Annotated in this window: 19 protein-coding genes; all 19 read right to left on the minus strand. The window is 50.2% G+C overall.

Going from position 1 to position 22,286, the window contains the following annotated elements; translation table 11 throughout:
- Positions 1-93: 93 nt before the first annotated feature.
- The gene (locus G7090_RS14930; RefSeq protein ID WP_166182927.1) at positions 94-1,155 is read right to left on the minus strand and encodes a glycosyltransferase family 4 protein; all 1,062 of its coding nucleotides are present in this window, start codon (positions 1,153-1,155) and stop codon (positions 94-96) included.
- A 32-nt stretch (positions 1,156-1,187) separates the two neighbouring features.
- Entirely contained in the window at positions 1,188-2,315 is a 1,128-nt protein-coding gene (wecB, locus tag G7090_RS14935) for a non-hydrolyzing UDP-N-acetylglucosamine 2-epimerase (protein ID WP_166182928.1), read from the minus strand.
- Between the two features lie 4 nt (positions 2,316-2,319).
- Positions 2,320-3,579, minus strand: a complete 1,260-nt coding sequence (locus G7090_RS14940) for an oligosaccharide flippase family protein (RefSeq protein WP_166182929.1) — start codon at positions 3,577-3,579, stop codon at positions 2,320-2,322.
- Positions 3,580-3,582: 3 nt separating this feature from the next.
- Positions 3,583-4,644: an EpsG family protein gene (locus G7090_RS14945; RefSeq protein WP_166182930.1), complete on the minus strand. Its 1,062-nt coding sequence runs from the start codon at positions 4,642-4,644 to the stop codon at positions 3,583-3,585.
- Positions 4,641-5,555: a glycosyltransferase family 2 protein gene (locus G7090_RS14950; RefSeq protein WP_166182931.1), complete on the minus strand. Its 915-nt coding sequence runs from the start codon at positions 5,553-5,555 to the stop codon at positions 4,641-4,643. The genes G7090_RS14945 and G7090_RS14950 overlap by 4 nt, the downstream gene beginning before the upstream one ends.
- Positions 5,556-5,712: 157 nt before the next feature.
- Positions 5,713-6,468 (minus strand): glycosyltransferase family 2 protein, encoded by a 756-nt coding sequence (locus G7090_RS14955; protein WP_166182932.1) that lies wholly within the window; start codon positions 6,466-6,468, stop codon positions 5,713-5,715.
- Positions 6,469-6,516: 48 nt separating this feature from the next.
- Positions 6,517-7,389 carry a glucose-1-phosphate thymidylyltransferase RfbA gene (gene rfbA / locus G7090_RS14960; RefSeq protein ID WP_166182933.1) on the minus strand — a complete coding sequence of 291 codons (873 nt, stop codon included), beginning with the start codon at positions 7,387-7,389 and terminating at the stop codon, positions 6,517-6,519.
- Between the two features lie 52 nt (positions 7,390-7,441).
- Positions 7,442-8,341 (minus strand): dTDP-4-dehydrorhamnose reductase, encoded by a 900-nt coding sequence (gene rfbD / locus G7090_RS14965; RefSeq protein ID WP_166182934.1) that lies wholly within the window; start codon positions 8,339-8,341, stop codon positions 7,442-7,444.
- Positions 8,341-9,426 (minus strand): dTDP-glucose 4,6-dehydratase, encoded by a 1,086-nt coding sequence (gene rfbB / locus G7090_RS14970; protein ID WP_166182935.1) that lies wholly within the window; start codon positions 9,424-9,426, stop codon positions 8,341-8,343. The genes rfbD and rfbB overlap by 1 nt, the downstream gene beginning before the upstream one ends.
- A 326-nt stretch (positions 9,427-9,752) precedes the next feature.
- Positions 9,753-10,649 (minus strand): GalU regulator GalF, encoded by an 897-nt coding sequence (galF, locus tag G7090_RS14975; RefSeq protein WP_106993487.1) that lies wholly within the window; start codon positions 10,647-10,649, stop codon positions 9,753-9,755.
- A gap of 178 nt (positions 10,650-10,827) precedes the next feature.
- Positions 10,828-12,213 carry a colanic acid biosynthesis protein WcaM gene (gene wcaM / locus G7090_RS14980; RefSeq protein ID WP_166182936.1) on the minus strand — a complete coding sequence of 462 codons (1,386 nt, stop codon included), beginning with the start codon at positions 12,211-12,213 and terminating at the stop codon, positions 10,828-10,830.
- A gap of 13 nt (positions 12,214-12,226) precedes the next feature.
- Positions 12,227-13,447 carry a colanic acid biosynthesis glycosyltransferase WcaL gene (wcaL, locus tag G7090_RS14985; protein ID WP_166182937.1) on the minus strand — a complete coding sequence of 407 codons (1,221 nt, stop codon included), beginning with the start codon at positions 13,445-13,447 and terminating at the stop codon, positions 12,227-12,229.
- Positions 13,444-14,724, minus strand: a complete 1,281-nt coding sequence (gene wcaK / locus G7090_RS14990) for a colanic acid biosynthesis pyruvyl transferase WcaK (RefSeq protein ID WP_156264201.1) — start codon at positions 14,722-14,724, stop codon at positions 13,444-13,446. Before wcaK ends, wcaL begins: the two co-directional genes overlap by 4 nt.
- A 15-nt stretch (positions 14,725-14,739) precedes the next feature.
- A complete protein-coding gene (gene wzxC, locus G7090_RS14995) occupies positions 14,740-16,218 on the minus strand; it encodes a colanic acid undecaprenyl disphosphate flippase WzxC (protein WP_166182938.1) in 1,479 nt (492 codons plus the stop codon).
- Position 16,219: 1 nt separating this feature from the next.
- On the minus strand, positions 16,220-17,614 hold the full coding sequence (wcaJ, locus tag G7090_RS15000; protein ID WP_106993492.1) for an undecaprenyl-phosphate glucose phosphotransferase: 1,395 nt from the start codon (positions 17,612-17,614) through the stop codon (positions 16,220-16,222).
- Positions 17,615-17,663: 49 nt separating this feature from the next.
- Positions 17,664-19,034: a colanic acid biosynthesis phosphomannomutase CpsG gene (gene cpsG, locus G7090_RS15005; RefSeq protein WP_166185379.1), complete on the minus strand. Its 1,371-nt coding sequence runs from the start codon at positions 19,032-19,034 to the stop codon at positions 17,664-17,666.
- A 118-nt stretch (positions 19,035-19,152) separates the two neighbouring features.
- A complete protein-coding gene (gene cpsB / locus G7090_RS15010; RefSeq protein WP_166182939.1) occupies positions 19,153-20,589 on the minus strand; it encodes a mannose-1-phosphate guanyltransferase in 1,437 nt (478 codons plus the stop codon).
- 3 nt (positions 20,590-20,592) lie between these two features.
- Positions 20,593-21,816, minus strand: coding sequence for a colanic acid biosynthesis fucosyltransferase WcaI (gene wcaI, locus G7090_RS15015; RefSeq protein WP_106993495.1), 1,224 nt, complete (start codon positions 21,814-21,816; stop codon positions 20,593-20,595).
- Positions 21,813-22,286 carry a GDP-mannose mannosyl hydrolase gene (locus G7090_RS15020; RefSeq protein ID WP_166182940.1) on the minus strand — a complete coding sequence of 158 codons (474 nt, stop codon included), beginning with the start codon at positions 22,284-22,286 and terminating at the stop codon, positions 21,813-21,815. The genes wcaI and G7090_RS15020 overlap by 4 nt, the downstream gene beginning before the upstream one ends.

Raw genomic sequence — 22,286 nt, forward strand, 5'->3', positions numbered from 1 at the left:
CGGTTAAAAAATTTATAAATATCAGAGCAGAGAAACAATCCAACCTGGTTGTTACGGTAAACTCCGCATGCCAGCAAAGTGCATTGAAAATATTTATGCATGTAAGATTTTGATTATTTCACTTCGTGCTACATGCGTCATTTCCTTATATTTTTGCATGACGCCATAATTAATATCAGCTTTTATCTTTAAATCCTCGCCAGTATACAATCCAGCAAGGAATTCATCTTTAGTGAGATACTGATATCCTAAAACAGAAAAATCACCAATGTTTTCATGATGAATAATAGGGATAACCCCACATTCCAGATACTCTATTAATTTGGTTGGGCAGGCAACCCTGTTCACCAGAATTTCATCTCGCAGAATAAAACCAAGATGGCTTTCCATAAGGACATTAATGACTTGTTCTTTTGAAAGACTACCTACTTTAATGCCTGCATTATCAATGACTGCCGAAAATTTTTTCTTGAACATGGGAACTTGTAGTTCAGGAAGAAAAACATTATACCGTTCCTTCCCATCCTTCTCTTTATTATTGATTAGCCCCATCATCATATCAATATTTTGCCAGGCTTGGGTTCCTCCGGCATATACGCAATCAAATTCGCTCTCGCTCCATTTTTCGATATTTTTCGTCACCGCAAGTGATTCAAATATTGGAAAAACCAAAGAGCGTTCAGCTATATTCTCAAAATTATATTTATTTTGAAAGTGATTCTCCATCGCCTTTGTAACATGAATTATTTTATGTGCATACTTAATAGCTCGACGCTCAACAACATTAAATAAATGATAGTAAAGTGACTTACCCATAAATTTATGTTCTTCAGGTACAACACCATGCACATCAAGGATTAACTTTGAAAAATCCATTACTGGAAATACTTTAAATAGATTAATGACAGAGTGGCAATAAATAAATCTGGCTCTTTTAATTTCTTCAGTAATTAACTTAAAATGAACAAAGAAATTGATATTCTCTACCCGGCAATTACCGATGGTTACTGATGTCCTACGCATGTTTCGTTTAAAGGAAACATTCATATAAACTCGCTCAACATCACTTACTAAACCATCTATTGCAGCAATCCGCTGCATCATCCCATCTCGTATATTTATTTCGGTAGGATAATCAGCAATAAAGAGAATCATAAATAATCCATTGTGTCAGAGCAAATATAAAATTAGTGTGCGTTTGCAAGAGCATCTAAGATGCGTTCTGCGGCATTGCCATCACCGTAAGGATTGTGGGCGTGTGACATTTCGCTGTAGAAAACAGCATCATCCAGAAGTTTTTTCATACCGCTGAATATTGCTTCACGACTCGTACCAACCAATCTAACTGTTCCCGCTTCTACAGCCTCAGGACGTTCGGTTGTATCCCTCATTACAAGCACAGGCTTGCCGAGTGATGGGGCTTCTTCCTGAACACCGCCAGAATCAGTCAAAATAAAGTAAGAGCGATCCATAAAGTATACAAAAGGAAGATAATCGAGCGGTTGAATCAGGAAAATATTTGGCTCCGAACTGAGTAATCTATTAACGGGTTCTTGCACTTGTGGATTGAGGTGAACCGGATAAACAAAATTGGTATCAGGAAACTGTCTTGCGACATCCTTGATTCCCTCACAAATATTTTCAAACCCCTTTCCAAAACTTTCACGACGATGCCCCGTGATGAGCACCAAACGTTTATCATTCTGCAAGAAATTATATTTAGAATGGATTCCCTGTTGAAAACCAAGGTCCGCTTTAATAAGTTCTTTGGCCAAAAATAAAGTATCAACTACAGTATTCCCGGTAACAAAAATGCTGTCATCCGGGACATTCTCTTTGAGTAAATTTGATCGTGAGGTTTCTGTAGGCGCAAAGTGTATTGAAGCTAAAGCACCAGCAACTTTTCTGTTACCTTCCTCAGGCCACGGCGAAAGTAGATTGCCAGTTCTGAGGCCAGCTTCCACATGTCCAACTTTAATTTGATTATAATATGAAGCAATTGTACATGCTAAAGTAGTCGAGGTATCGCCATGGACAAGGACATAATCAGGCTTGTAGTTTTGTAATACCTCGGAAAAACTGATTATCATTGATGCTGTCAAATCAACCAGTTGCTGACCACGTTTCATTAAGTTCAAATCGTAATCTGGCGTAATGGAAAAAATTGAAAGCACCTGGTCAAGCATTTCGCGATGTTGAGCAGTTACACAAACTTTATAGTCAAAACGGACATCATTTTGAATCTTCTTTATAAGCGGTATCATTTTAATTGCTTCTGGACGTGTACCAAACACTAAAAGAATTTTCTTAGACATATTATCACTCAACTTTATGTAGACTAACTAATTTGTTAACTTTACTTATCAGTAAAATAGTTAAACTTAATTCACCAATGAACATCGATACTGCAGCGCCAACATTTTGCCAATAATTTATAAGTACAATCATTAATATTAATGTAAAAATAGCTACGCATTTAAAACTATTGCTATAGCTCCGGCTGTGGCCTGCAGCACTTAACGTTTGAATACCAAGAATATTATTTAATACACTAAAAAACATCCAAAGAGTCAGAAGAGTTGCAATTTGCAAAAATCCTGCAATCTTATTTTCCACCCAATAAAAATGATAAAAAAGCATTGCTATAATTATAAATAAACTTCCCAGCGCAGCAAGTACCATAATTGGCTTGGCTGTTTTATTAACAGAATTCAAACCAGAAGATATGGATTCTTTAAATTTATTACAATTATAAGGATAAACTGACTGAGTTAAAGGAGCAAATAATGATGTAAATGCCTTAATAACTCTTTCAATCGTAGCATAGGCACCTACAATGACAGGATTAGTCATAATTCCTAAAAGGAATACAGCACTATTACTTAGTATCACGGAATATAGGGTTGCGGTAAACATGCTCCAGCCAGCAGCTAATTCTTCTTTCACAAAACTTATCTTTGGTATTGTATTTTGCACTTCTTGCTTATAAACCGGGATAAGTATTGCAATCAGTGCACATACCAAAGAAGGAACAGACTGACAAATTAATGCAATGTTGATATCATTTTTGTTTTTGACAAATAACAAAACGAGGGCGCATGAAAATGCGCGAGATATTAAATTTAAAAAAGCAATTGGTTTAAGATTTTCTTTTCCCTGGTAGTACCAAATTGGTAAAAAAGAGTTACCGAGAACGAGAAGATAGGCAAAAATCAATGCTTCTTTTAATACATCATCATTAACCAAATAGCTAACTATGAAATAATAAAAAGGAAATATGACAACAGCTAGCAAAATTTTAATACTGATTGTCATCCAAAACACATTAGAGACTAAATTTTTATTATCTCTGTTCTGAGATATCGCACGGCTTGAGGTAAATGAAAACCCGTAATCTATTACAACTTGTATATATGCTGCAACAGCAAGGCAGACTGCATATTTTCCAAATCCATCAATCCCGAGATTTTTTATTAAAAAGCCCAAAATTAATAGCGGGGAAATATATGTAATTCCCTGCGTAATGAGCATGTAGCCAGAGTTCCTAATGACCCTTTTTATTTCTACATCATCAAGCATTCGTTACCACCACTCCAGAACAGTATGATATGGCTGTATTATTTTAGTTGTTGAGAAAAACATGACAAAGGAAAAACCTATTAGCATTGTTTTATATAACCATACACTATTATTTTTCATAAAAAGCAAAGGCATTACAAACATAGCCATATCAAATAATCCCAACACCTCAACCATTCTTAATGAAAGAACGCTATTCCATGCAAATGCAGCATTAAAGAAAAGGCTTGTCGAAGAGAAAAACAATACAAGTTTTTGGATGTTATTTGTATGTTGATACAACTTTAAGACAATAAAATAGAAGACAGCCATTCTGGTTAAATAATAAAATGACAGTAGTGAGATTGCACCTGCTTCGTCAGTATCTATATAAACCATGATTCTCTGCGAATCAATAAACATTAATAAAAGGCTTGATACTCCTCCTGAAAAAATACCCAATACAGGAATAAGAAGTAGCATAAAACGTTTATTTAAAGCAGGCCAGTTGTTACGTACCAATAGGAATAGAGGAATGATAATCACTGAAACATGTATAGATATTGCAATAACAAAGAAAAACAGCGATTTGAATCTTTCGCCATTAAGCAGAGTCATTGCCGCGTATGATGCAATTGCAATCGCCAAACCAGCGCGTACTTGTGTAAGTTCATGAACTAAATAAAACCGCGATATAATAAGAATAAATATTAATGCGGCAAAATTCCCAAATTGCAGTTTTGAAGCGAACTTAGCTTTGACAGCTAATGCAATAAAACCTGCCACAAAGAAAAAAAACCATGGTTGCTCTGTTATAAAAGCCAAAGACTTGTATAACAGAACAAAGCCAATGTCTTTCTTTTGTTCAACCGCAACCCAAAACTCATTATTTATGAGTTCAAACCAACTAATATAATTTAAATAATCGCGATCTACTCCCTCACCACGAAGTGAGGCAAAAAGCGAAAGTAATAACAGAAACGTTGCCCACAGAAAAAACCCGAAATTTTTATCACGGCTATTAAAGAAAGTTATCGCTTTTGTGGAGATCAAACTTAACAGATAAGTTAAATAATATGCCGTCATTTGAAATAGCCTTTACCCATATTATTTCGCATCCCATCTAATGCTGCTCTGCTTAATAATTTCATGGAATAAAACTTACTCTTAGATAACAGAGAGAAGAGTATAATATAATAAGGGACCTTAAACAGCATTGAGAAACGTAATTTCAGACGAAGGCCCTTATCCTTGGACAGGTACACTGCATTTCTTACAATAAAATAATTCCTGAAATCTGAGTGCAAATAGATTGTTTTTCCAAGTATATTCGCATGCTCATCACCAATGCTATGTTTCATAATGACATTTTGAGAAACGAAGGAATAACAATTATTCACGCGACATCTTTCTCCCCACTCAATATCTACCCAATCGATAAATAATTCTTCTCTCATTAGACCATATTTATTGAGAACATCTACCCTGATGAGAGAACCTGAGGCGATAATGTAATCACTATGCAGTGGCTCATTTGTACCACTATGACTTTTTCGTTTGGTTCTGAGGAATGATGCTTCTACCGCAGAAACTGACTCATTCGTTTTCTGATCAATATATGATGGCCCTATTGCTGCTACTGACACACCCTTAGACAGTAAACCAGCCTCTTCTGAGAGTAGTCCTTCAACCATTTTCTCAGGTAAGATACTATCCTGATCCAGGAGTAAGACGTGAGAAGCATTACTGTCTTTCGCCATTTTTATGCCGACATTTTGTGCGGCTGCAATACCGACATTATCAAATAGAGGAACGTATTGCGTTCTCTGACCGAATTTAATAATGAGCTTTTCTATTTCTTTGACTTGTGGGTCAGGTGTATTATCGATGATCAGGATTTTTTCGACTTGCTCAACAACGCTATCGAGTAATAAATTTAGAACATCATATTCAGGCTTGAATAAGATAATAATGGCAATTACTTTATTATTGTTCATAGCTAATCAATTAATACTCTTATATGACTACATTGTTATGCTGCGCAGCCGCTTTTAGATAATTATATATTATCCAGGCGATTCACTTAAGACAATCAAAATTTGTTTCTGCAAATACAAACAAAGTATCTTTAATTTAGTTATAATTCACAATATGTTAAAAATATCTTTTCACCATAAAAGTTATTACACTTTTTAAATGCCAATAAAAATGTTTAGAAATGATAGCTCTGTTTGCATGTTTTGCTAAATGAACAGCGGTGACATCAGGGTAATAGATCACTGGTGAATTTATTTTGTATGACCGGTAGCAGATATCAATATCTTCACAATACATAAAATATCTTTTATCAAAACCCTTAAGCGCAGCATAATGGCTAGCTTTAAATACAAGGAATGACCCCGCTGCCCAATCTACACATTGTGGTTCTTTTATCGAAAGCTTATTATATTTGGTGGTATTTTTCTTAAAAACAAATGAATTAAAGAAATGAATTAAATTTGGAAATTTCCTTATCGAATCGTCTGAAATTGTTCTCTCGTCATCTTTGAAAAGATTTATTGCTACTAAATTAGCATTATCCTTGATCAGATGATTTTGGAGTCTTGTGAAGTCAGCATCTCCAATTTTTACATCAGGATTCATGACAATAAAATAGTCATCATCCTGCAGATTCAGTTTATTTCTGCAATGGTTGAAAACATAATTATTGTTTTCTCCAAATCCCAGGCTAAAACTTTCAGCCAATAAATGAATCCCATGCATTTCACAGTACGACGAAAGTGCCGGATAATCTTCCGGATTATTACATTTTAATACGACAATGTTTTCTTTCGCCAAATATGGAAGTGCGTTAATTTCTTTTATTAATTCAGCATGTCCATGTGATATTACGCTAATGTAATTTCTCACGTTTACTCCAAAATTCAAACTTTAAAAATTACGCACTAAAAATAAATACTATTTGACCAAGCCTAAAAGATATTTACCATATGCATTCTTGGATAATACGGTTGCTAATTTTAATACCTGCTCTGCATCAATAAACCCTTTGCGATACGCAATCTCTTCCGGACAAGCCACCTTCAGCCCCTGACGCTCTTCAATCGTCGCAATAAAGTTACTTGCTTCAATCAGGCTCTGATGTGTACCGGTATCCAACCAGGCGAAACCGCGTCCCATCATGGCAACGGAGAGGCGACCCTGCTCCATATAAATACGGTTGATGTCTGTAATTTCCAGTTCACCACGCGGAGACGGCTTAAGGCTTTTCGCCATCTCAACAACGCTGTTGTCATAGAAATAGAGCCCCGTAACGGCGTAATTACTTTTTGGTTCAACCGGTTTTTCTTCGAGGCTGACAGCAATACCGTCTTTATCAAACTCAACGACACCATAGCGCTCAGGATCGTTGACGTGATAAGCAAAGACGGTAGCACCGCTTTCTTTACTTACCGCGGAGTCCATCAACTTCGGCAGATCATGGCCATAGAAGATGTTGTCACCCAACACCAGCGCACAATCGTCCTCACCAATGAACTCTTCGCCCAGGATAAAGGCCTGTGCCAGACCGTCCGGACTCGGCTGGACTTTATACTGCAGGTTCAGGCCCCACTGACTGCCATCACCCAGCAATTGCTCAAAGCGTGGCGTATCCTGAGGAGTACTTATAATCAGAATGTCGCGAATACCCGCCAGCATAAGCGTGGACAGCGGGTAGTAAATCATCGGCTTGTCATAGATCGGCAGCAGTTGTTTGCTGACAGCCATAGTGACCGGGTACAGACGAGTTCCTGAGCCACCGGCTAAAATAATCCCTTTACGCGTTTTCATTTCATCATCTCTATATGTGCAAAATGCCCGTAAACGGGCATTAAATTTAAGGTCAGACCGCAGTAGTCGTAAACAGCTCAGCCAGCATACGTTTTACGCCGATATCCCATTGAGGTAATACCAGATCAAAGTTTTGCTGGAATTTTTCCGTGTTCAGACGGGAGTTATTTGGGCGAAGTGCAGGGGTAGGATAAGCACTGGTAGGTACCGCGTTGAGCTTAGTAATCGCCAGTTCAATGCCAGCCTTACGCGCTTCGTCAAATACCAGCGCGGCGTAGTCGTGCCAGGTGGTCACGCCACCTGCAACCAGGTGATAGAGCCCTGCGACTTCAGGTTGTTTCATAGCCACACGAATCGCATGCGCCGTGCAGTCTGCCAACAGTTCAGCGCCTGTTGGTGCACCAAACTGATCGTTGATGACCGACATCTCCGCGCGTTCTTTGGCAAAACGCAGCATGGTTTTGGCAAAGTTATTCCCTTTGCCCGCATAAACCCAGCTGGTGCGGAAAATTAAGTGGCGTGCACAATTTTCCTGAAGAGCTTTTTCACCGGCGAGTTTGGTTTCGCCATACACATTCAAAGGTGCAGTGGCATCCGTTTCTCGCCACGCATTTTCACCATCACCCGGGAAAACGTAATCAGTAGAATAGTGCACAACCCAGGCACCGATTTTTTCAGCCTCTTTGGCAATGGCTTCCACGCTTGTGGCGTTCAGCAACTGCGCGAATTCGGGCTCAGACTCGGCTTTATCTACGGCGGTATGGGCCGCCGCATTGACGATGACATCCGGCTTAATGCGGCGCACGGTTTCAGCAATACCTTCAGGATTACTGAAATCACCGCAATACTCGGTAGAGTGAACATCGACGGCAATCAGGTTACCTAGCGGGGCGAGCGAACGCTGCAGCTCCCAACCCACCTGCCCTGTTTTGCCGAACAAAAGGATATTCATTACTGACGTTCCCCGTAGTTCTGTTCAATCCAGGATTGATAGTTACCGCTTTTCACGTTCTCCACCCACTGGGTGTTGGCCAGATACCACTCCACCGTTTTGCGGATCCCGCTCTCGAAAGTTTCCTGCGGCTTCCAGCCTAACGTCTGGCTAATCTTATCGGCATCGATGGCATAACGACGGTCATGGCCCGGGCGGTCAGTTACGTAGGTAATTTGATCGCGATATGAACCCTCTTTCGGCACAATTTCATCAAGCAGATCGCAGATGGTATGAACCACATCGAGGTTTTGTTTCTCGTTGTGGCCGCCGATGTTGTAGGTCTCGCCTGGCTGACCCTGAGTTACCACGGTATAGAGCGCACGGGCGTGATCTTCAACATACAGCCAGTCGCGGATCTGATCGCCTTTACCGTAAATCGGCAGCGCTTTACCGTCCAGCGCATTCAGGATCACCAGCGGGATCAGTTTTTCCGGGAAGTGGTAAGGACCGTAGTTGTTCGAGCAGTTGGTCACGATGGTCGGGAACCCGTAGGTACGCAACCAGGCGCGTACGAGGTGATCGCTGGAGGCCTTCGAGGCTGAATACGGACTGCTTGGCGCATAGGCCGTCGTCTCGGTAAACAACGGCAGCTCAGTAGACGCTGGGTGTTCATCCGGGTGAGGCAGATCGCCATACACTTCATCGGTGGAGATGTGGTGGAAACGGAATGCTTTCTTCGCCTCTTCGCCAAGCGTTGACCAGTACGCACGGGCCGCTTCAAGCAGGACGTAGGTGCCGACGATATTGGTCTCGATAAAGGCAGCCGGACCGGTAATGGAACGGTCAACATGGCTTTCCGCCGCCAGATGCATCACCGCATCAGGTTTGTGCTCGGCAAAAATGCGGTCCATCGCTGCTTTATCGCAAATATCAGCATGCTCAAATGCGTAACGCGGGCTGGCGCTCACGTCAGCCAGAGATTCCAGGTTACCTGCATAGGTCAATTTATCGACATTAACGACTTCATCCTGAGTGTTTTGAATAATATGTCGGACAACCGCAGAGCCGATAAAACCAGCACCGCCAGTAACAAGAATTTTCACGCGTTATTTTCCGTAGATTGAATAGTTCAGACACGCTACCGCCCCTGGCTTAACAGCTACCAGTGCACTGAACGTGGTTCATAATAGAGATATGTTGTCGCCTGACCCCGGCAAAATGGCGCCAGATCAGCGTTCAAGTCAATTAATAATTGTCGTCTTAAATGCCAGCAGAAACAAGGGAAAAAAACAGGCTAACAAGACAAAAAAGCAGCAATTAACTGACTGAAATTTAAGAAAATATTTAAAAAGAAAACGGCAGTGTCATTCTCATGGCCTATGAAAGCCTGGAATGATCCACTGCCGTTTAGTCAACGACCAACCAATCGTTAATCGTTGGTTAATAGTTTCTTCATGCTTTCCCGGAACTTCTGCCCTTCTTTCAGGTTACGAAGGCCATACTGAACAAAGGCTTGCATGTATCCCATCTTCTTACCGCAGTCGTAGCTGTCACCGGTCATCAGCATGGCGTCCACAGACTGCTTATTCGCCAGTTCCGCGATAGCATCCGTCAGCTGAATACGATCCCAGGCGCCTGGCTCGGTACGCTCCAGCTCAGCCCAGATTTCAGCGTTGAGTACATAGCGACCGACAGCCATCAGATCGGAGTCGAGCGTCTGCGGCTGATCCGGTTTCTCAATAAACTGAACGATACGGCTGACCTGACCTTCTGAATCCAGCGGCTCTTTGGTCTGAATAACCGAGTATTCGGACAGATCGCCCTTCATGCGCTTCGCCAGCACCTGGCTGCGACCGGTTTCGTTGAAACGGGCAACCATAGCGGCAAGGTTGTAGCGCAGCGGATCGGCAGAGGCGTTATCCAGAATGATGTCCGGCAGAACAACCACAAATGGGTTATCGCCGACCACAGGACGCGCGCACAGAATAGAGTGACCGAGCCCAAGCGGTTGCGCCTGGCGAACGTTCATAATGGTCACACCTGGCGGGCAGATGGACTGCACTTCCGCCAGCAGCTGACGCTTAACGCGCTGCTCCAGAAGGGCTTCAAGTTCGTAGGAGGTGTCGAAATGGTTTTCCACCGCATTCTTCGAAGAATGGGTTACCAGAACGATTTCTTTGATCCCTGCAGCAACAATCTCGTCGACGATGTACTGAATCATCGGCTTGTCAACGATCGGCAGCATCTCTTTAGGAATGGCTTTTGTGGCCGGGAGCATATGCATGCCCAGACCGGCTACCGGAATAACCGCTTTCAAATTAATCATATTTCTTCCACCTTAAAATGGTTGCCGAATTATAGCTCTTTAGCCTGGTTTCGCCAGCACGATTTGCTACAAATCAGGCGTAGATGTTACGCCGCTGCCAGACGAATACCAGTGGATGCAGTCCGAATCCGCGCGCTTAAATTCCAGGAATCTTCGCAAAATGGTGTCTGGTTAATATTTAGCGCTTCGGCAGATTAAAATTCAGCCGTTCCGTATTAATCGTGTGCTGATCGATGCGGTCGATATCCACCGAACTTTGGCCTTTCTCATTAACCGCGTTAATGTTCGCCAGGGAGAGTAGCGTCTCTTCCCGGGCCATAAATTTCCCACGCACATCCTTGCGCAGGTCGAAATTCAGCTTCAGTGCGGGCCCGACAGTGGCATCCTGCATCACGTTGATATTACGCATAAAAAGATGCTGCGGTTTATTATGCAGCTCCAGCGTAGCGCGCTTCATCTCGAGATTGGTGATCGCCACGAACGAGGTGGCATTGCCGGAAGAGATCTGTATTCCGCGCAATTTACGCGCAAGCTTCTGGTTGTCGAGATGAATATTGTTGAGGCGAAAATTCTGCGGGATCGACAAATAGTTGCCTTTGATCACCCCGTAACCAATTAACATGCCTGCGCTGTCGATCATTTCTACGTTATCGATGACAAAATTATCGCAGCCATATATTGCTACCGTGGCGTTATCAATCCCCGCTTTCTTGCTAAAGTCCGGGGTGATATTTCGGGCTTTAACATTACGGATAATAAAGTGTTTACCATTCTCGACATGCACTAACTGGCGGCAGTTGCTGCCGGTGATATTGGCGACGACAAAGTTCTTCACCGCCTGGTCTTCCGGGTAGGCATTGTCGTAGGTGCTGCCGGCCAGCCCGATGCCGATCCCCCAGTTAATCTTGCCGTTGGTGCAGTCGATATGGTCGATAACGTGGTCAGAGATCAGGATGTTCTGGTCGTTGATCGCCACGTTCCACTCAATGGCATCGCCCTGCAGATAGCTGAAGTGGCAGTTGGTGATTTTGGCGCCATCTATCTGGTTGTGGAATCCCTGACGCAGGATCGCATAGTTGGCTTTCGTCACCCGCAGGTTGTCGATCAGCAGGTTGCGCATTACCCGCGGCTTTTTGCCGCCGATGTAAATCTGGGTCACCGGGCCATAACCGCTCATCGCCAGCCCCTGGATCACGCAGTCGGAGCCGCGGACGTCTAGGGTGATATTTTCGCTACGCCCCTCCCCTTCGCCAATCACTTTACTCCCATCCTGCAGTACCAGCCGTCCGCGCCCGTTACCGGTCAGCGCGCCGCGTATACGCAGGGTTTTACCTTCGGGGATAAAAATGGCGGTGTTGATGTTGTCGCAGGTCAGCCCTGCGGGCACCACCACGGTATCGCCGTCGGTAAAGGCCTTTTTGAACGCCGCGATCCAGTCACGATGGTTGTAGCGGCTGATGTCTACCGTGCTGCTGGTGGTGGCGGCCCGCACGCCGATCAGCGGTGCGGCAGCCAGGACGGAACAGGTGGTGACAAACGCGCGTCGCGTCATCTCTTTCGGCATATCGCCTCCCTTTTTAAAGCGTCTGAAGCAGAGTGGCTAACTGCCGGTTAATCAGGTGTTGATTGAAATCGGTCTCTACTTTCCGGCGCGCGTTGTGCAGCACCGGCGAGAGCGCCCGATCGTCAAGTGAAGCAAAGCTCTCCAGCTGCCCGGCCAGTGCCGCCGGGTTGTTCTCTTCCACCAGCCAGCCGGAGTGGCCAGGCTCGATCAGTTCTGGAATGCCGCTGTGCACCGTGGAGACCACCGGGATCCCCACCGCCATCGCCTCCATCAGCGCCACCGGGATGCCTTCCATGTCGCCATCCGCGCCGGTGACTGACGGAAGTAAGAACACATCCGCAGCATCGAGCATGGCTTTGACTTCATGGCTGGGCTTGAACCCGGGCATCTCGACACAATTCTCCAGCCCATATTGTTCGATCAGGGTACGCAGGCGGCGTTCCCAGGGGCCAATACCGAGGATGCGATAGCGAAACGCCACCCCACGCTCTTTAAGCTGGCGGCAGGCCTCGATCGCCACATGCAGCCCTTTTTTCTCGGTCAGGCGCGCCACCGAGATAATTTCCAGCGGGCTTCCCGGGGCTTTAACCGGACGTTGGGTGAAGCGCTGCATATCCACACCCATGCGTGAGACGGTGATTTTCTCGGGCGGGCAGCCCATACTTTTGAGCCGTCCGGCCCAGAGTTCGCTGATCGGCAGCATCATATCGCCGCGCTGAAACAGGCGTTGATATTCCGGGGTGTAATGGTTCAGCACGTCGCGGCTGGAGATATCGATCCCGTGAAAGACGGTGGCGATTTTGCCCTCGATAACGCCCAGCTCTCGCAGCTTGGCCGCCGTCACCCCGGCCGGGCCGAAGTGGGCGATAAACACATCCGCACGCCAGGGTTGTGCCGTCTGGCCGCAGATGGCGGAGAGGATCAGATTGCGCGACTCGGCGCCATAGCGGGAGACGTTCAGCGCTTTCCAGGTGCCCGGGCGATGCAGCCCCCGCAGGGTCTGGCGGGCGCGGTAACTCAATTTCGCCAGCTTGCCCTGCGGCTCATCCTGCAGCCAGCGGGTTTTGCTGGCCAGGTCATATTGGGTCCAGGCGGCGTGGGTATTTTGTGTGTCGCCCTTCTGCAGGGCGACAATCTCCACGTCATAACCCATATCAATAAACGCAGTGATCTGGTTAAGCACAAAAGTTTCGGACGACAGCGGGAATTTCAGTAAGAAGAAACCAACCTTCATTTGCCCTCCCCGACCCGATCCAGCACCGATTTCACCATCCTGATGCCGTTCTCACGTTCGGCTTTCACCGCCACCGCCAGGCGTTCGTTGATGGCCGGCAGCTGGCCGAGGGTGTCGCCCACCATCGCCCCCAGAGAGCCATCCAGCAGATGGCGAATATCCACCGCCATCTCCGGCATCCCCAGCTGCTGCATGATCCCGGCAGACTTGTGTTCGTAGTTGATGGCAATGGCCGGGGTGCCAAAGTTCATGGAGATGATTGCCGAATGGAGACGGGTACCCACGGTCAGATCGCAGGCGCCGAGCAGTTTGCCCATTTCCAGGTCGTTAAGTTCGTCCATCACCACGTGGTAGCGCGACGGATCGCTGACGTGCTGGCGCAGATTCAGCGCCACCATGCGGTCATCTTTGTTGTAGCTGTCGATCCCTGTACAGGTGGAGAGCGCCAGCACCTGATAGCCGCTATCCAGCACCCGGTTCACCACCTCGGCAAAGGCCTTTTCGTAGGCTGCCTGAGTGGTGCCCAGTCGTTTGTCGAACGGAGCCAGTTCGCGCAGGGTGATGGCGACGGTTTTTTGCTGCCCCACCACGTTCAGCCAGTGCTGCACCGCATAGCTGGGGGTAAAGTTCGCCTCCTGATGATCCACCAGCCAGGCGGTGTCCACCCCCTGCTCTACTTTGGTGGTATCAATCTCACTGCGCTGCATCAGATTCAGACTCACCGACTCACGCAGGATCAGGGCATCGCAGTGGCCAAACACATAGTTTGCCAGCTGGTTGAACTGCGGATCCTGGAACGGCCCGACGCTGTGGCCGACCATAAACAGCGGCTTTTTCGCCATAAAGGTACAGAGCGCATGCTCGAACTGCGGCACGCCGTAGAGGTCAACGAAGAAAGAGCCGCCCACCTGAATGATGGCGTCGTAGCCGGAGAGCAGACGAACAAAATCGGTAAAGCCCTGGGCGATGGCGATGTTGCGCAGCTTGCCGGTGTCGGTCACGCGGGAGAGCAGCACCTGGTGCTGATAGCGGCGGCGCAGCACCTTTTTCACCCGACCCATTACGCCGGCAGCGTTGTTGTGCTGTTTCATCTGACTGTAGAGCGGATCGCCCATCACCGGGCGGTTCAGCAGCCAGGAGGAGCTCACCGGGTAGCGGCTCATCACATCGACTTCAGTCTCCGGCGACAGAGCGTAAATGGCATCCAGCAGGCCGCGCAGAATGGCGCTGTCACCACGGTTACCACAGGTATGGTTGCCCAGAATCAGTAATTTCATAATGACCTCTTAAAATTAGCCTGCGCGAAGCAGCGTTTTAATCTTTTCGTTGCGGCAGAACTGACGTTTGATCTCCACCACCAGCGCATTACGCGACAGCACAATCATCACCGCGAAGGCCAGCGCACCGGCAGCGACCTGCACCGCCAGCAGCGCCGCCAGCGGGAGATGGCCGTTAAGGGCTAGCCCTAAGCCATAGCTCACCGCCAGCGTCGGCAGTGACAGGTAAAACGGCAGCCACAGGCTCAGGATGTACTGGCGATAGCTGGAGCCCAGTACCGGCTTAATCATCACGAAGTAGCTCAGCACGGTGTTAATGATTTGCACCAGCAGGAAGCCCAGCGTCACCCCCATCGCGCCGGCCAGATGGCCGCCGATGACGATCGCCGGAATAAACAGGAATGTCTTGAAGACGTTGAATTTGAAGCTGATATCAACGCGGGCTTTGGCCATCAGCAGGGAACCAATCGGGTTACCGACCGAGCGCAGCAGGCCCACCACGCACAGCAGCTGCAGGATCGGCACAATGCTAATCCACTTTTCGCCGAACACCAGCGGCACCATATTGCCGGAGACCACCATCAGCCCCAGCAGGGTCGGGAAGTTAATGATCCCCACCACCGACAGCAGCTTGTAGAAGTTGATCCGCAGCTTTTCAGTGTCGTCCTGAATTTTGGCAAAGGCCGGGAACAGCACGCGGGTGATGATCGGGTTGAGCTTCATCGGCGGTACCACCGCCACGTTGTACGCCAGGTTATAGCCCCCCGCCACGCTGGCGCCGAGGATGCGTGCCAGCACCAGCGTCGAGAGGTTGGTGTTCACGTAGTTGATGATGCTGTCGGCGGTCAGCCAGGCGCCGAAGCGCAGGTTGGATGACACCGATTTGAGCGAGAAGTGGAAGCCAGGGCGGTAAATCTTGCGACCAAAGAAGCCGAACAGCAGTGTACGTACAGCAGAGTTGACCAGATAACCAAGGATGGCGGTCATTGCCAGCGGCCAGAAGTGGGCGCTGACCACGGTAAAGGTAAACCCGGCCAGCACGGCGCTGGTTTCAATCATGCCGATTTTGCTGAACTCCAGCTCCTTTTGCATCAGCGCGCGGAACTGCTGCCCGTGCGGGATCACCACAAACGCAAACGACAAGGCGCGCATCAGCGGAGCCAGCTCCGGGTTGTTCAGTGCGCCAGCGATGGCATCGCTCAGCAAAAACAGCGCCACGCACACCACAATCCCGAGTCCGACGTTCAGCCAGTAAAGGGTGGTCAGCTCCAGATGGCTGATCTCCTTGCGCTGAATAATCGAGTTGGCGATGCCGAAGTCCGACAGCGTATCGGCGAGAGCGATAATCACCAGCGAGACGGTCAGCAGGCCAAACTGGTGGTTATCGATAATGCGCGCCAGCACCGTCATCTGCACCAGCCCGAGGCCGATGATGATCACCGTGGCGATAGCCGACCACTTTGCCCCGCTGAGGGTTTTTTCACGTAAGCTCATCTTAATACGCCGCTTTGTTCACAAAGCCCTTGAAGACGGTGAGAAACACGATTTTGATATCGAACCAGAGACTCCACTCGCGGATGTACTCCAGGTCGAACTCAATGCGTTTTTCCATCTTCTCCAGGGTGTCGGTTTCGCCGCGCCAGCCATTGATCTGCGCCCAGCCGGTGATGCCCGGTTTCACTTTGTGGCGCAGCATGTAGCCTTCAATCAGGGCGCGATACTGCTCGTTATGGGCCACGGCGTGTGGACGCGGGCCGACAATCGACATGCCCCCGGTTAACACATTAATAAACTGCGGCAGTTCGTCGAGGGAGGTACGACGCAGGAAGTTACCGACGCGGGTGACGCGCGGATCGTTTTGCGTCGCCTGGGTCACTACCTCGTCGTTCTCCATCACCTTCATGGAGCGGAATTTCCACACCATAATCGGCTTACCGTCCATACCGTAGCGGGTCTGGCGGAAGATCACCGGCCCTTTAGATGTGAGCTTCACCGCCAGCGCAATGGCACAGAGCACCGGGGAGATCAGCAGCAGGATCAGGGATGAGAGGACGATATCCTCCACGCGCTTCAGCACCCGGTTGAGGCCGGAGAGCGGCGTGTCATACAGCGGCACCACCGGCACGCCGTTTACCTCTTCAATGCGGGAATGGAGGATGTTAAAGGTAAACACATCGGGGATCAGGATCACCGAGCAGGTAGTGTCCGCCAGTTTGCGCATCAGGGTTTTGATTCTGGCCTCATCGCTCATCGGCATGGCGATATAGACGTTGTGGATCTTGCCGGCTTTGGCATCGTCAACCAGCTGGGAGTAGTTCCCGGCCCAGTCAGCCGATACGCCACCGGGCTGTGCGTCATGATAAACCCCGACCACATCAAACCCCAGCCACGGCTCTTTACGAAAACCGTCCAGCAGCGCCAGTCCGGCGGGCATACTCCCGGCCACCGCCACCCGACGGGTGTTGTAGCCGCGGTTACGCAGCCAGCCTGCGCCGTAGCGGATCAGCGATCGGCAGACCACCATCCCCACGCTGGTGAGCAGGTACCAGGCAAAATAGGTAGCAAAGCGATTATCAAAGTCGTTGTTGAAGGCCACCAGCCCGAAGCTGAACACCAGGCTTAAGGTCCAGTTCTGCAACAGCAGCAGCAGCTCGGTGGCGATCTTGACGCCACGCCATGAGCGGTAGAAGTCAGTCATGCCGCCGATCATCTGGAAGACTACCAGCGCGATCAGCGCCATCAGCAGATGCATGTAGAGGAAGGGCAGCCCGCTGAGTTTACACACCATCCACAAGCCACCGAACATGATGGTGATATCAGAAAAACGCTGCACCATAGAGATTAACGATGCATTCGTTTTGGCTCGCTCGCGCTTTTTTAGATTTGTCATCGTTGTTCCTGTTTCAGGGGCCCCTCCCCCGTCGGGAGAGGGGCAAGGATTACTGATTCAACAGCGCCATAATGTCCTGCGTTCGCGCCGCCATCAGCGCCGCATCGGCGCGGGATTCCACATTCAGGCGCACCACCGGCTCGGTGTTCGACGAGCGTAAATTGAAGCGCCACTGGGGGAAGGTCATGCTGATCCCGTCGGTGCGGTCGATCTCCAGCGCGTGCAGAGCGAAGTGGTTCTCCACGCGGGCAATCGCCTCGGCCGGGGCCGCGAGCGTGCTGTTGATCTCCCCGCTCGCCGGGAAGGCCGCCATGCGATCGCGCACCAGTTCACCCAGCGTCTGGCCCTTCAGGCACAGCAGTTCAGTGACCAGCAGCCACGGGATCATCCCGCTGTCGCAGTAGGCAAAATCACGGAAGTAGTGATGAGCGCTCATCTCTCCGCCGTAGATCGCATCCTCTTCCCGCATCCGCTCTTTGATAAAGGCATGGCCGGTTTTCGACATCACCGGGGTGCCGCCCGCCGCAGCCACGACATCCACCGTGTTCCAGGAGAGACGCGGGTCGTGAATAATGCGCGAGCCGGGGTTTTTCTCGAGGAAGGCTTCAGCCAGCAGGCCGACAATGTAGTAGCCCTCGATAAACTGCCCTTTTTCATCGAACAGGAAGCAGCGGTCGAAGTCGCCGTCAAAGGCGATGCCCATGTCCGCGCCGTGCTCAATCACCGCGTTGCGGGTATCGGCCCGGCACTCCGGCAGCAGCGGGTTTGGAATACCGTTCGGGAAGGTGCCGTCCGGGGTGTTGTGGACTTTAACGAAGGTCACCGGCACGTTAAGCGCTTTAAAGCGGGCTTCCAGAGCGTCCACCACCGGGCCTGCCGCGCCGTTGCCGGAGTTGATCACCAGCTTCAGCGGCTTGAGGTTCGCCAGGTTGATGTAGCCCAGCAGGTGATCGATATAGGCCTCACGCAGATCACTCTTTTTATAGCTGCCGCGTTTCGCCTCGTTCACCGGCGGGAAATCATTGGCTTCCGCCAGACGCTGGACGTCGCGCAGGCCGGTATCGCCGCTGATCGGACGAGCCCCCTCGCGCACCAGCTTCATGCCGTTGTAGTCCATCGGGTTATGGCTGGCGGTGACTTCGATCCCGCCGTCAACGCCCAGGTGGAAGGTGGCAAAGTAGATCTCTTCGGTGCCGGACAAACCGATATCCAGCACGTCAACGCCCGCATCCTGCAGCCCTTTCGCCAGGGCCAGTTTCAGGGCTTCGCTGGTCAGACGCACGTCACCGCCCAGCACAATGGTCTTTGGCTTTAAGTATTCGCCGTAGGCGCGGCCAATGCGCCACGCAATGTCTTCATTCAGCTCTTCACCGAGCTTGCCGCGAATATCGTAGGCTTTAAAACAGGTTAATTTTTGCATCATTACCCCTTATTCAGGCAACAGTTGGCCCGACCCGGACAGGGCCAATTTAATTTTTTGTTTTGCGTCATTCGTAGGCCGGATAAGCAACGCGCATCCGGCAAGCCACGCTCAGGGGTTAAACCCGCCCGTAGCGATCCTCGAAGCGAACGATGTCGTCCTCTTCCAGATACGAGCCGGAGCGCACTTCAATCAGATCGAGTGGGATTTTCCCCGGGTTTTCCAGGCAGTGGGTCGCCCCCAGCGGGATGTAAATGGATTCGTTTTCACCCAGCAGCGTCACCACATCGTTAATGGTCACTTTGGCGGTTCCCGCCACCACCACCCAGTGCTCGGCGCGATGATGGTGCATCTGCACCGACAGCCCCTCGCCCGGTTTCACGGTGATGCGTTTAACCTGATAGCGATCGCCCTCGTCGATGGAGTCATATTTGCCCCACGGACGGTACACTTCGCGGTGAATATGGTGCTCATGGCGGCCATCGGCTTTGATCTGCTCGACCACTTTTTTGACGTCCTGCACCGCGTTGCGATCGGCAATCAGCACCGCGTCTTTGGTCTGGACCACCACCAGGTCTTTCACCCCGACGGTAGTCACCAGCCCGGATTCAGCGTAGACGTAGCTGTTTTCCGTTTTATGGCTGATCACATCCCCGTGATGAACGTTGCCTTCCGGCGTCTGGTTGCTGATTTCCCACAGCGAGGACCAGGAGCCTACATCGCTCCAGCCTGCATCCATCGGCACCACCACCGCATCAGCCGTCTGTTCCATCACCGCGTAGTCCACCGATTCTTCCGGGCAGGCGAGGAACGCGGCTTCATCAACGCGGATAAAGTCCAGATCCGGGTCAACGGTAGCCATCGCTTTTTCGCAGGCTTCCAGAATATCCGGGCGGTACTTCCGCAGCTCTTCCAGATAACGTCCGGCGCGGAACAGGAACATGCCGCTGTTCCAGTAATACTCGCCGCTGGCGACATAGGCTTGGGCGGTTTCCAGATTCGGTTTTTCGACAAACTGCGCCACGTCAAAGGCGAGGTTGTCCCCCTCACCCGGCGTCACGTTGCCACGGCGAATGTAGCCATAGCCGGTTTCCGGCATATCCGGCACGATGCCGAAGGTGACCAGCTTGCCGCTTTCGGCATAAGGAATAGCTGAACGCACGGCCTCGCGGAACGCCTCTTCCTGCTGGATCACGTGATCCGCGGCCAGCACCAGCATCAGCGGATCGCAATCCGGGCTGCTGCGCTGGGCGGCCAGCGCCGCCAGGGCGATGGCCGGGGCGGTGTTACGTCCGGCAGGTTCCAGAATGATATTTTCGGTCAGCTTGTTCAGCTGACGCAGCTGCTCGGCGACGATAAAGCGGTGCTGTTCGTTACAGATCACCACCGGACTTTCACACATCACGCCGTTCAGGCGGTTGACCGTAGTCTGCAGCATGGTGAGTTCCCCTTTCAGGCAGAGGAACTGTTTTGGATAGAGCACGCGGGAGAGCGGCCACAACCGGCTGCCAGAGCCACCTGCCATTACCACCGGGTACAACGTATTTTTACTCATGATTTATCCCCGAATATCTGCAATAAACTGGCTCAGCACGTTCTCTTTCTCGAGCGTGCGTTCGGCATAGTCACGGGCTACCCTGTTCTCTTTGGGCATGTTCAGCGCCTGTTCGATCCCCTCTACCAGGGCGGGTACCGACTCGGGCTCCACGCAGACGGCGATCCCCGGCAGGTTGTCACACAGCTGGCCCAGTTCGGTGTGGGCTTCGGCAGTGATCACCGCGTTGCCGCCCACCGCCAGAATATTGGTCAGCTTGGAGGGCAGGACCGCATCCGCCGCGCCGCGCTTCTGTATCACCAGATGGCAGTCGGCCATCTTCAGCAGCGCCGGTAAGGCGTCGTAAGACTGCAGCGGGAAGAACTGAATGTTATGCAGGCCGCGCTCGCGGGCCAGCTTTTCAAGCCGCGCTTTACCGCCCCCCTGGCCGACAATCACAAACTGCAAGGGCTTATCGCTGAGCGCGGCGGCAGCGTCGATGACGCTCTCCAGCCCCTGCTTCTCACCGATATTGCCGGAATAGAGAACAATCTTTTGCGCCTCAGCCAGACCCAGCTGCGCGCGCAGCGCTGCTGCGTCGTCAGATGTGACGTCGCGAAAACGCGCCACTTCCGACCAGTTAGGGAAGAAGATCACCTTCTCCGCCGCCACGCCCTTCTCCTGCGCTTTGTTCATCATCGAGCGGGAGATGGTCGAGACATAATCCACGTTGTGCAGGCCGCTGCGCTCAAAGGCGCTGGCCAGTTTCGCGACTTTGCCGCCCTTGCCTTTGCCCGCCATACCCAGGCCGAGCATGGCGTCCACTTCATAATCCTGAATGTGCAGCAGGGTGCGGGCCCCGGAGAGCTTGCCCAGCAGGCGCATGCCTGGGGTGCAAAACAGGGTCGGCACCACGCCAATAATGCGATCCGGCTTCCAGCGACGTTGCGCCATCAGCGGGAAGAAACTGCTCAGGGCAAAGCTGCCCAGATGAATCAAACGCTTTAAAGTCGATGGCTGTTTCGGCACATACAGCGGGCAGCGCCAGACGGTGGCAGCCCCCTCTTCGCGACGATAGCGCCAGTTTGAATAATTTTCGCCCACCTGCCACTCAGGGTAATAAGGCGGGGCCGTAATGACCCGCACCTCGTGCCCCTGGCTGGCCATCCACTCCACCATCTCGCCGGTGTATTTGCCGATACCGGTGAGCTCCGGGGAGTAGTTAATGCCGTACACCAAAATTTTCATAAACCCGGCACCCCTGACTGTTCCAGGAAGTAGGCCCGGCTGTTGTCATGCACGTTATCGCTGGCCAGAAGCTGTTCAGGCGTCAGCCAACGATAATCATCGTGCTGAGAATCAGGCAGACGCAGGTCTGCCTGATTCACCTTCAGGCGATAGCCCAGCACCACGTAGTGGGTGGTGAAACCGGTGCCGGAAAAGTTGTCGTCATAGAAGTGCTGCCAGACCCCGTAGAACTGCCCCGCCGTCATCGGCAGGCGCAGCCCCAGCTCCGCCTGTGTCAGACGGGCAAAGGCATTTTCCAGCGTCTCGTCTTTCTGCACCCGCCCACCCGGCACGAACCAGTAGCCCTGCGCCGGACGGTTGGTGCGTTGCCCGAGCAGGAACTCGCCCCGCTCGTTCTCCACCACCAGATCGATGGAGATAAGCGGAGTGGAACGCACCACAGTGGCAAAATCTTCCTGACTTAAAAACAT

Origin of the sequence: Leclercia sp. 29361 (genome assembly GCF_011290365.1) — a bacterium.
In the GTDB taxonomy this organism is placed as follows: domain Bacteria; phylum Pseudomonadota; class Gammaproteobacteria; order Enterobacterales; family Enterobacteriaceae; genus Enterobacter; species Enterobacter tamurae.